We start from the raw sequence: 7,420 nt of genomic DNA on the forward strand, positions 1-7,420 counted from the left end.
CCTCGAAGCGCTCTGAATTATGCCGATATGCTGCGCCGATCTAACCGCAACGCAACAGGTTGTAAGGGTCGGCGCGGCATAAACCGGAGCGCGGCATTATGGCCCTTATGCCGACATCGGCATAATGCTCATGCCACGAAAGCCCCGCATCGGCTGAACCGTGATTTCGGGTTCTCGAAGTTTGGCAACACGTCCTATGCGCGCGAGGAGATCGTCGCGGAATTGACCTCAGTGTTCCTGGGTCAGACGCTCGGCTTCACGGCGCATACGCTCGAGATGAATGCCGCCTACCTGCACAACTGGTTGCGGGTCCTTCGGTCGGACAAGGGCGCGATCTTCCGGCACGCCGCGGACGCGCAGCGCGCCTGTGATTATCTGATCGCACAATCTGAGGCGGGTAGGGCAGGGCGCAGTGCCGAGGCCGCCTGACCACACGGAGAACGGAGACTCGCATGTCACGCAAGGAATCCAAGACGCTGCGGGTGGCCTGCTTCGAGGACGGCCGCCGCAAGATCATCGTCTTCAAGCGCGGTGCCTATTGGTGGAGCCCGTCCGAGGGCGCTTACCCGCTCTCGGCGGCACTCGAGAGCATCAAGGAACAGGGCGGCTGGATCGAAACCATCCCCAACCCGAATTACAGACCCAAAGGGCTGTTCGGGTAGGGCGCCTTCGGCCTCGATTCATCCGCCAAGCGGAAAAGAAAAAGCGGGCTTTGAGAAGGGTGTTTCAAACCTCTCAAAGGAGATCCCCATGTCCATGAATGTTCAACCCCAGCCAGACCGTCCGGATCCGAGTGTGATCGCGGCGCAGAACGACGCGTTTCGCAAGCTCGCGTGCCTTGGAGTGCCGCCCGCGCAACCCATCCAGGGCCGCATGCATGTCACCCGCTCGCTTATGGAGGTCGGCGATGGCTTCATGGCCGAGGCGGTCAAGGCAACCGGTGAGTTTGCCACGTTCGAGCCGGAGAATGACCCGGAAGGCTGGCACGATTTTGGCGCGGTCGAGATCCGGGGCCAGACCGTGTTCTGGAAAATCGATCTCTATGAGGCAGATTCGGATTTCCGCTACGGGGCTGAGACCCCGGACAATCCTGCCACCACCATGCGCGTGCTGACCATCATGCTGACGCGCGACTGGTAGGCGAGGGGACACCCCCCAAACCTTACACGTCAAGAAATGAAGGCCCGCTGCCCCTCAAAGGGAGAGTGGGTCTTTTGTCGTGGTGATCCCTGAAGCCGGGGATTGGTCACGCGCAAGCGGGCGCGGGCCACACCTCACCCACTTGGAAGGATATCCCATGACCACAAGCTTTGCCCCTCTCACCGTCGCCATCGGCGATCTGGTCCCGCATCCCGCCAATGTGCGCAGCAACTCGCCGGAAACCTATGATCCCGAGAACATCGCGCATCTGAAGGCCAGCATCGCCGTTCTGGGCTTGCTCCAGCCGCTCCTGGTCCAGAAGCTCGACGGCAAATACGCTGTCCTCGCTGGTGGCCGACGCCATGCCGCGCTGAAGGAGCTGGTCGCAGACAAGGCCGCGAAGGGGTTCACTGCGAAAACCAAGGTGGACTGCCGCCTTGTCCCTGAGGAGTGCGACGTCACCACGGCGCTGTCGCTCGCCGAGAACATCACCCAGGCACCGATGAATGCCATCGACGAGTTCGAGGCCTTCGCCCGGATGATGGAGGTCGACGGCCAGACGCCCGAGACGATCGCAAAGACCTTCGGCGCCACGGTGGCGGCCGTGAAAGGCCGGTTGCGCTATGGCCTTATCCACCCCGACATCCGCGCCGCGGCCCGGGGCAAGGTGATCACGCTCGACACGATGAAGGCCTTCGCCGAGCACCCGAGCCAGGAGGTGCAGCGCGAGGTCTTCGAGGCGCTCACGAAAGACGGCGGCTATCTGCAGGCCTACACCGTCCGTCAGGCGCTCAAATCCCGCGGGGTGCAGGTTAGCGACGACATCGGGGCTTTCGTGCGCGAAGACTACGAGGCACGCGGCGGCGCCGTCGCAGCCGATCTGCTGGATGAGCATTCCGTGCTTGAGGATGCGGCTCTGGTCGAGACCATCCTGCTCGAGAAGCTCGGTGCCGCCGCCGAAGAGGCTCGCATAAAGCTGGGCTTTGCCTGGGCCGATGCGATGGTCCGCTATGATTACGCGACCATGGCCGACTACGGCCGCGTCTATCCCGGCCCGATCGAGCCGGATGAGGCTGCCCAGAAGCGCATCGATGAGATCACCGCCGAGCTTGAGAAATTGCAGCTCGAGATGGAGGATGAGGGGCTCGAGGACGGTGCCTATAATGCCCTTTACGAGCGCGTGGACGCCTTGGAAGAGGAAGCCCGCGACCTGCAGGAGGCCTACAGCGCCGAAGACCTGGCGCGGGCAGGCGTGATCGCGTCGTGGCAGAGTGGGCAGATCACGTTCCAGGTTGGCCTCGTCCGCCCGGAGGACACCGTCAAAGAGGAGGGCGCGCGGGGCTCCTCGGCCAACCCGACCGAGGGGGAGGCCCCGGACGCCGGCGAAATCACCTACCCGGCCTCGCTGGCAGAGGACCTCAAGACCGAGCGGGCCATGGCCCTCGGCGCCGCGATGGCGCTGCATCCCGAAGCCACGCTCGATCTGACGCTCTTCAAGCTGGTCAGTGACGTTCTGGCCAGCGGCATGAGCGTCACGCAGGCGATCAAGATCGATGCCCGCAAGGAATACCGCAGCCATGCCAAGATGGACGAGATTGACGAGACCTCGCTTGAGCAGGTGGCGGCGGCGCATGATGCGCTTGATCTGTCCTGGCTCGATGACACCCGCGCGCCCGCGGATCAGTTCGCGGCGTTTCGCGCGCTGGAGGCCGGCGAGAAGGCCAAGCTTGTGGCCTATGCCACGGCCAGCACCACGCAGTCCTGCTTCGCGCGGGACCGCCAGCGCGACAGCCTGATGCATGACTTCGAGATCGAGATCATGCCCGACATTCGCGCCCACTGGACACCGAATTCGGCCCTCTTCAACCGCTTCAAGAAGGCCTGGCTCCTGAAGATCCTCGGCGAGGATCTGGGTCTGACCCAGGAGGCGGTGACGCTGGCTTCGTCGAGCAAGAAGGAGATCGTCGCCTTCTGCGACAAGCTCTTCGCCGAGCCCTTCGCCACGCTCACGGACGCGCAGCGCGCTGCCGTGGCCGCCTGGTGCCCGCCGATGATGCAGACCGCCGGTGTCGCCTTTGACGAGGCGGAGCCCACTGCGGAAACCCCCGAGCCTGAGAGCGAGGTCGCGCAAGCGGCCTGAGCCATCACGCGACCCGCGCGTAGATCATGCCACCCGCGCGGGTCGACCCTCCCACACCCAACGGAAAGACATCCCCATGGCTATTCTCAAGTTCTCTGCCTCCGCTGTCGCGGCGCAAATCGCACATGCGCGTGCCTGCAAGACCTTCCTGCCCAACTGGAACGGGCCCGTGGACAGGCCGGCCCTGATCCTGATCGTTGGCAATGGTGTGCATCTGTGCTCGAACGGCATCGATGGTACGACCACCCGTATCGTCACCACCGAGCAGGCCGATCCCTCCTTCGCCTTCGCCGACGGCATGAACCCGTTTCGGGATACCGACTGGATGGCGCAGCGCCGCATGGCGTTTCGCGATCTGACAGGCCAGTTCTACACCGACATCCTGGATGACGTGCAGGTGCTCATCGACCGGGGGCGGGGTGCGATCCGGCTCGCCACCGATGGCCACAGCATCCGCGTCTTCGTGCGCCGGGCCTCGGACTATCTCATCGGCGGGACCTACGAGGTGCCCTCGGGCCTCGGCGGCACCTTCCGGGTCATTCTCAAGGATGCCTGCGACACCTTCGCGATCGTGCAGAACTGCGGCAATTGCGAGGATTTCGACGCCATGCAGCCCTATCGCGTGCCGCTGGATGCGCTGATGGAGATCGACGATCGGAGGGCGGCATAGTGGGATGGCTTTTCTACACCGACCGCCGTATCAAATCCTACGCGGATGAGAAGGCGGAAATTACACGGCTCTGCACCTTCGAGGGCGACACGCGCAAAACTGAACTGGTCAAGGCCTGCAAGGTCGCCTCCACCTGGTATGCGGCGGCAAGGGTCACCAATCTCGACGGCACCGCTGTCGAAGACACGACCTATGTGACCGATGCGGATGGCTCCATCACTTTCGCCGCCGTATTCCTTACCCGATATGATGACGGCTGCTGGGGCTACAAGGACATGGAGGAAAGCGCGGGACCGGTCGAATCCCGCGCGCCACTGAGCCTATTGGCCCTGCTGTCCGAGCTGAAAGACCTAGACAGCTATGCTCATGCCTGGCGCCAGCGCTGCCAGGACTGGGCTGCGATCCCGGACTACGAGGAAGGCGACAAGATCAAGCTCGCAGCACCTGTGACGCTCACTGATGGCAGTACCTGCCAGATTGTCACCGCGACCCACTACAGGCGCGGGCGGCAAAAGCGCCGCTGCTACCGCATCGAGGAAACTGGTGGGCTCGTACGCCTGTCGAAGGCCTCGCTTGCGGGCTCGGAGTTGCTCAGCTCCGCGAAAGGTGCGGCTAGCCCGGTGCTGGCGGAGTTCCTGGCGGGGCGAAATTAGGTCCTGCGCCGGACGGTTCATCGACCTGCCCGGCGACAGCAGATGCTGCGGCTTGTCTTGACAAGGCAATGCAAATGCATTACCTATCGCGGGCAGCAAAGAACCTTTTCTTCAGGAGACTGCCATGACAGCCCTCGCACAAGATGTCTCGAAACTCACGGATCGGTATCAGACGACCGTGCCGGCGGGTGTGCGCAAACAGCTCAAGCTGGGAAAGGGCGACCAGATTCGTTACTGCACCGAGCCGAGTGGCAGGGTCTATATCGAGCCCGTGCGCAGCGACGAGGAAGATCCCGTGCTCGGCGCCTTTCTCGATTTTGTCGAGGCCGATATCAAGGCGCATCCGGACCGCATTCGGGCGTTCGATGGGGCTTTGCATGACCGTCTTGCAGCACTGGTCGGAGACGTTGACGTCGATCTCGATGCGCCGCTATCGCTCGAGGATGAATGAGCAGCGATAGCGTGCCCGCTCAAGCGCCCCTTGTCGTAAACGGATGGTCGATTTATGCGCATCCGCTCTTTCTGGACCAGCTCGAAGGGCTGATCGAGGAAGTCGAGGCGCGTAAGGCACGCGATCCCAAGACCTGGCGCAAGAAGAATTCCACGAAACGGCTGGCCGCCATCTTCAAGCTGGTCACCGAGGCCATACCGGCAGATCCGGGTGCCGCCGCCTTCCGGCAAGGCGGCACACTCGGCGATCACCGCAAGCACTGGTTCCGGGCGAAATTCTTCCAACAGTATCGGTTGTTCTACCGGTTCAACAGCGATGCGAAGGTCATCGTGGTGGCCTGGGTGAACGACGACAAGACCCTGCGCGCCTATGGCAGCAAGACGGATGCCTATGCGACGTTCAAAGGGATGCTGGAAGATGGCAACCCACCTGACAATTTTGACGCGCTCCTGAAAGAAGCCGCGGCGGCGGACAAGCGGTTCGAAACTTCCCTTGAAGCGGTGCCCGATCGGTAAGTGGGCCAGCTTGCTGTGACCCTTTGGCATTATCGTTTACGACGCCCCGCTGGAAGATGTAGCATCGGCTAATGATACGGTCGGAGAAAGCACAATGATTGAGGCGGAAAAGGATGGGCAGCACCCCGGACAAGAGGAGCAATTCGCGCCTGACCTGGCGCGGCACCGTTTCCCAATTCCGGTTCGCGTTGCAGACATGCCCGATGACCTCGGCAAGCTGCTGGATATCGGGCTCGAGGAGCATTTCCGTGGCCGCTGAAGCGAATTCTTATGACGCGTGGTTTTGCGCGCAGGTAAAGGCCGCGCTTGAGGATGCACGCGCCGGAACATCTCAGGTTCCAGTGATGCATGCCGCACAGGCATTGATTGATGCGAAGCGGCAGGTCGAACCCAAGTCCTGACCAAGCCTTGGAGGTCAGCGCGGTCTGATCCCGTCATCCTGAAAAGCGAAAGCGGGCTTTTTGTCCTTTGGAACTCAGACCCTGATCCAAAGGAAAAGCCCCATGACCAAGCCCAAAACGGCGAACCCGACTTTTTCAATCTCCGACGCTGATCTCGCCTCTGCGCTGGCGCAAATCGGCGCGGAGATCAACCACCAGCCCCTGCGCAGCTCGGCGCTCGCACGCATCATGCGCGAGACGTTTCATGGCAGCGATGCCGGGGGCGCCTGGGACTGGCGGATGGCTTACGACCTGATGCAGGCCGCGGCCATCCAGGTGCTGCTGCGTGGGGACAACGCAGCGGGTGACATCGCTACCGCAAAGCTCCTCGCTTCACGGCTGCTGACAGAGACACGCCGCTCAGAGCATCAAATCCGACTGCAGCAGTTTTCCACGCCGTTGCCTTTCGCGGCAATGGTCGTGCGGGCGGCAGCCATTCGCAAGGGCGAGACTGTACTGGAGCCCTCGGCTGGCACCGGTGCCCTGGCTGCTTTCGCCGCCCGGGCTGGTGCCACGCTTTTGCTCAATGAAATCGACCCCTTTCGCCAGCGCCTCCTGCGCGCGGTTTTCGGTGGCGAGGTGACGGGCCATGACGGCGAGCATATCGACGATCTGCTGCAGACGCCGGTTCTACCCGACGTCGTGGTGATGAATCCGCCCTTCGCCTCCTCGGTCGATCGCTCCCGGGACAAGCACATCGCTGCCAAACATCTCATTGCGGCTGCAAAGCGCCTGGCACCAGGTGGGCGCCTGGTGGCGATCATGCCGCCGGGGTTCACGCCCGAACGCGATGCCGCGCATTGGTCCCGCGCCTGCGGTCTCCTGACGCCACGATTGGCGCTGACGATGCCGGGGCAGGTCTACCGCAAGCTCGGCACCTCTGTCGAAACCCAGCTGATGGTCTTCGACAAGGTGCAGGAGGACGGCGAAATGATCCGCGTCCCTGTGCGGGATCTGGATGAAGCCTTGGCATATGTCGATGCCGTGGCCGCAACACGGACCGAGATGCGCCCGGCCCAACGGGTTGAAGCGATCCCTCACGGGCGGCCGGTTCGTCCAGTAGCTGCCCCACGCAAGACCGCCGGTGCGCCTTTCGCCGCCTCCAAACCCCGCGCCAATGCTGCCATCCCGCTCAGCTTCACAAGCTTCGATGTCCCGCGCGACAACACGCCGGTCTCGGATATCTATGCGCGCTACCGTCCGCAGCGGATCGAGATCGCGGGTGCGCAGGAACATCCCACGCCGCTGGTCGAGAGCATCGCCATGGCCTCTGTTGCGCCGCCGGTGCCCTCAGGCGCGGCCAGTGCGGAATTGCGCCTGCCTGCACGGTTGATCGAGGAGGGAGATCTCTCCGAGGCGCAGCTGGAAACCATCATCATGGCACATGATGCCCATGGGCGTGATCTGCCCG

11 protein-coding genes are annotated in these 7,420 nt (G+C 63.0%); all 11 read left to right on the forward strand.

Annotated features, from left to right (window positions below; translation table 11 throughout):
* On the forward strand, positions 1–429 hold a 429-nt coding region (locus QQL78_RS20185; protein ID WP_284376528.1), incomplete at its 5' end, for a zincin-like metallopeptidase domain-containing protein.
* Between the two features lie 23 nt (positions 430–452).
* A complete protein-coding gene (locus QQL78_RS20190) occupies positions 453–662 on the forward strand; it encodes a DUF6330 family protein (protein WP_089423666.1) in 210 nt (69 codons plus the stop codon).
* Positions 663–750: 88 nt separating this feature from the next.
* Positions 751–1,140, forward strand: coding sequence for a DUF3768 domain-containing protein (locus tag QQL78_RS20195; protein ID WP_089423667.1), 390 nt, complete (start codon positions 751–753; stop codon positions 1,138–1,140).
* 157 nt (positions 1,141–1,297) lie between these two features.
* A complete protein-coding gene (locus tag QQL78_RS20200) occupies positions 1,298–3,280 on the forward strand; it encodes a ParB/RepB/Spo0J family partition protein (protein ID WP_089423668.1) in 1,983 nt (660 codons plus the stop codon).
* Positions 3,281–3,356: 76 nt separating this feature from the next.
* Positions 3,357–3,950 carry a regulator gene (locus QQL78_RS20205; RefSeq protein ID WP_284376533.1) on the forward strand — a complete coding sequence of 198 codons (594 nt, stop codon included), beginning with the start codon at positions 3,357–3,359 and terminating at the stop codon, positions 3,948–3,950.
* Entirely contained in the window at positions 3,950–4,603 is a 654-nt protein-coding gene (locus QQL78_RS20210; RefSeq protein WP_284376535.1) for a DUF6927 domain-containing protein, read from the forward strand. The genes QQL78_RS20205 and QQL78_RS20210 overlap by 1 nt, the downstream gene beginning before the upstream one ends.
* A gap of 124 nt (positions 4,604–4,727) precedes the next feature.
* Positions 4,728–5,054: a type II toxin-antitoxin system PrlF family antitoxin gene (locus QQL78_RS20215; protein WP_005668772.1), complete on the forward strand. Its 327-nt coding sequence runs from the start codon at positions 4,728–4,730 to the stop codon at positions 5,052–5,054.
* Entirely contained in the window at positions 5,051–5,569 is a 519-nt protein-coding gene (locus QQL78_RS20220; RefSeq protein ID WP_284376537.1) for a type II toxin-antitoxin system YhaV family toxin, read from the forward strand. The genes QQL78_RS20215 and QQL78_RS20220 overlap by 4 nt, the downstream gene beginning before the upstream one ends.
* Before the next feature lie 94 nt (positions 5,570–5,663).
* On the forward strand, positions 5,664–5,828 hold the full coding sequence (locus QQL78_RS20225) for a hypothetical protein (protein ID WP_198362936.1): 165 nt from the start codon (positions 5,664–5,666) through the stop codon (positions 5,826–5,828).
* On the forward strand, positions 5,818–5,970 hold the full coding sequence (locus QQL78_RS20230) for an antitoxin PaaA2 family protein (RefSeq protein WP_089423631.1): 153 nt from the start codon (positions 5,818–5,820) through the stop codon (positions 5,968–5,970). Before QQL78_RS20225 ends, QQL78_RS20230 begins: the two co-directional genes overlap by 11 nt.
* Before the next feature lie 102 nt (positions 5,971–6,072).
* Positions 6,073–7,420, forward strand: a 1,348-nt coding sequence (locus QQL78_RS20235) for a strawberry notch-like NTP hydrolase domain-containing protein (RefSeq protein ID WP_284376540.1), incomplete at its 3' end; no start/stop codon positions are given.

The organism is Sulfitobacter pacificus (assembly GCF_030159975.1).
In the GTDB taxonomy this organism is placed as follows: Bacteria; Pseudomonadota; Alphaproteobacteria; order Rhodobacterales; family Rhodobacteraceae; genus Sulfitobacter; species Sulfitobacter pacificus.

Excerpts from the sequence above, each read along its gene's own strand:
- QQL78_RS20190 (WP_089423666.1), top strand. The coding sequence starts at position 453 with ATGTCACGCAAGGAATCCAAGACGCTGCGGGTGGCCTGCTTCGAGGAC.
- QQL78_RS20195 (WP_089423667.1), top strand. The coding sequence starts at position 751 with ATGTCCATGAATGTTCAACCCCAGCCAGACCGTCCGGATCCGAGTGTG.
- QQL78_RS20200 (WP_089423668.1), top strand. The coding sequence starts at position 1,298 with ATGACCACAAGCTTTGCCCCTCTCACCGTCGCCATCGGCGATCTGGTC.
- QQL78_RS20205 (WP_284376533.1), top strand. The coding sequence starts at position 3,357 with ATGGCTATTCTCAAGTTCTCTGCCTCCGCTGTCGCGGCGCAAATCGCA.
- QQL78_RS20215 (WP_005668772.1), top strand. The coding sequence starts at position 4,728 with ATGACAGCCCTCGCACAAGATGTCTCGAAACTCACGGATCGGTATCAG.
- QQL78_RS20220 (WP_284376537.1), top strand. The coding sequence starts at position 5,051 with ATGAGCAGCGATAGCGTGCCCGCTCAAGCGCCCCTTGTCGTAAACGGA.
- QQL78_RS20225 (WP_198362936.1), top strand. The coding sequence starts at position 5,664 with ATGATTGAGGCGGAAAAGGATGGGCAGCACCCCGGACAAGAGGAGCAA.